1 pseudogene is annotated in these 1,346 nt (G+C 36.6%); it reads left to right on the forward strand.

The window, feature by feature from the left end:
- Nucleotides 1-196 precede the first annotated feature (196 nt).
- Nucleotides 197-1,319, forward strand: a pseudogene (locus DXB43_RS14945) (IS1249 family transposase).
- Nucleotides 1,320-1,346 lie beyond the last annotated feature (27 nt).

Consider the following 1,346-nt stretch of genomic DNA (forward strand, 5'->3'; position numbering starts at 1 on the left):
GAGTTATAGGACAAAATGTGTTGATGAAAACCGCTTTCAAGCCTTGAAAATAAAGGGCTGAAGGCGGTTTAATCTTTTTTCAAAGAACTTTGAGGGTGGACAAAACGTGTTGATAAAAAATGCTCTAACCCTTGAAAATAAAGGGCAAAACAGAGTTTAATCTTTCTTGAAATAGAAAACCATGGAGGAAGATTAAATGAATCAGATAAATTGTCCTATTTGTGGAAACAAATGTGTTAAAGCAGGAAAAACAAAAGCGGGAACACAACGCTGGCTATGCAAGAAATGCAAAACTTCGTTAACACATAAAATAGATAATGATTCAAAGGAGTTACAAATCTTCTTAGATTGGTTGTTTGGAAAAGAAACTCAATCAATAATGCCAGGAGAAGGAAGAACATTTAGAAGAAAGACAGCAAGATTTTGGGATATATGGCCGATGCCACCGAAAATAGAAGAAACCAAAGATGTTCTTTTTCTTGATGGAATTTATCTTGGCCGAAAGGCCTGTGTGCTAATCTGCTGCGATGAGAAAAATGTACTTGGATGGTATTTGTGCCGATATGAACATGCAGGTGCCTGGATTGCTTTAATGAAGCGTATAGCTGAGCCAAGAATGGTTGTATCAGATGGTGGAACAGGATTTGCAAAAGCACTGAAAAAAAGTATGGCCAATAGCAAAACATCAAAGATGTATATTTCATGTATTCTGCCAGATAAAACGTTATACAACGTCCAAACCTAATACATTAGCTGGAGTAGAGCTTTATTGTCTGGCTAAAGATTTACTTAAAATAAAAGAGAAACAAGAGGCAGAAACATGGGTAACTCGTTTCACTGAGTGGATAAAGAAGTATCAGGAATTTCTTAGAGAAATGACGGTAGATGAGCATGGTAATAAAAGACCAACTCATGAGAGACTGCTTAAAGCAGAGAGATCCCTTCTTAAACTTATCAAAGAAAACACACTGTTTACATACCTGGATAAGGAATTTATAAATGATTTCATTGCACCATCTACGAATAACAGAATTGAAGGCGGAATCAACTCAAGACTCAGAGAAATGTTGAGAAATCATAGAGGACTTTCTATAGAAAGACGAATAAAAGCGGTTTACTGGTGGTGTTATATGCACTCTCCAGAACCGCTTTCATTGTCTGAAATAATAAAAACTATGCCTACAGATAGAAGTATTGCAGCAATATATCAAAGGATGAATGATAAATCCCGGTTGGAAAAGAGTCTTTCACTTTGGGGTGATGCCATTGTGTGGAGTGACCTCCATAAGATGGATAAATCTTTTACAGAATGGGATTAGCCATCAACACGTTTTGTCCTATAACCC

The sequence above is a fragment of the Roseburia sp. OM04-10BH genome (assembly GCF_003462605.1).
In the GTDB taxonomy this organism is placed as follows: domain Bacteria; phylum Bacillota; class Clostridia; order Lachnospirales; family Lachnospiraceae; genus Roseburia_C; species Roseburia_C amylophila.